Genomic DNA, 1,162 nt, shown 5'->3' on the forward strand with positions numbered 1-1,162 from the left:
AAAATCGAATAACCTTGATTTAAGGAGATTTTCTATGAAAACATCTAAGTATTCAGACAGCTTGATCATGAGTATCTTGAAGCAAGCTGAAGCAGGAACACCCATACCGAACTTGTGCCGCGAACATGGTATGAGCTCTGCTACATTCTACAAGTGGAAGTCCAAATATGGCGGCATGGATCTTTCAATGATGACGCGGCTTAAAGAACTTGAGGCTGAAAATGCCCGTTTAAAACGCATGTATGCTGATGAGCGGCTAAAGTCAGACATCTTGCAAGATGCACTTTTAAAAAAGTTTTAAGGCCTGTTCAGCGAAAGTCACTTGCTCAGCAAGCTACTGAGCAATTTAAGATTTCAATCAGCATGGCCTGCTTAATTTTTAAAGTCAGTCAAACGTGTTATCGCTATAAAGCTCGTTTAGATGAAGAGAATCAACAGATTGCCGAATGGTTGATTCAATTAACCAATGATCATAAAACATGGGGCTTCAAGCTTTGTTTCCTGTATTTGCGTAATGTTAAAAAATACAAATGGAACCACAAACGTGTCTATCGCATTTATAAGGAGCTTGAGCTTAATTTAAGAATCAAGCCTAATAAGCGGATTAAACGAGAACAGCCTGAAACCCTTGCAGTACCGACAGCTAAGAATGAATCATGGTCAATGGACTTTATGTATGATCAACTCAGTGATGGACGTAGTTATCGAGTTCACAACGTGATTGATGACTATAATCGCGAGTCATTGGATATATTGATTGACTTTTCGTTGCCAGCAGAACGTGTGCTGAGAGGACTTGATCAGCTCATTGAATGGCGAGGTAAACCTAAACGCATTAGAACCGACAATGGCCCAGAGTATATAAGTGAGCTGATGGAAAAGTGGTGTGATCAGCATGGTATTGAGCATGTATTTACTCAACCAGGCAATCCACAGCAAAATGCATATGTTGAGCGATTTAATCGTACAGTACGTTATGAGTGTCTAAATCAATATTTATTTCGAGATCTGAGCGAGGTGCAGGACTATACAACTGACTGGCAGTACTTTTATAATCATGAACGACCTCATATGTCAGTAAATGGTTGTCCACCTATTTTTAAACAATAACAAGGCTTTAGATTTTCTACCCATTAATTCAATTAAAAATGGGGGTATTACC

Annotated in this window: 1 protein-coding gene; it reads left to right on the top strand. The window is 39.1% G+C overall.

Annotated features, from left to right (window positions below):
- Window positions 1-34: 34 nt before the first annotated feature.
- A protein-coding gene (locus FTV52_RS14565) for an IS3-like element ISAba20 family transposase (protein ID WP_085945815.1) occupies window positions 35-1,110 on the top strand; the annotation gives its coding sequence in 2 pieces (ribosomal slippage) (window positions 35-287 and window positions 287-1,110; 1,077 coding nt in all).
- The last annotated feature ends 52 nt before the right edge of the window (window positions 1,111-1,162 follow it).

Origin of the sequence: Acinetobacter sp. YH1901141 (genome assembly GCF_013416935.1) — a bacterium.
GTDB lineage: Bacteria > Pseudomonadota > Gammaproteobacteria > Pseudomonadales > Moraxellaceae > Acinetobacter > Acinetobacter towneri.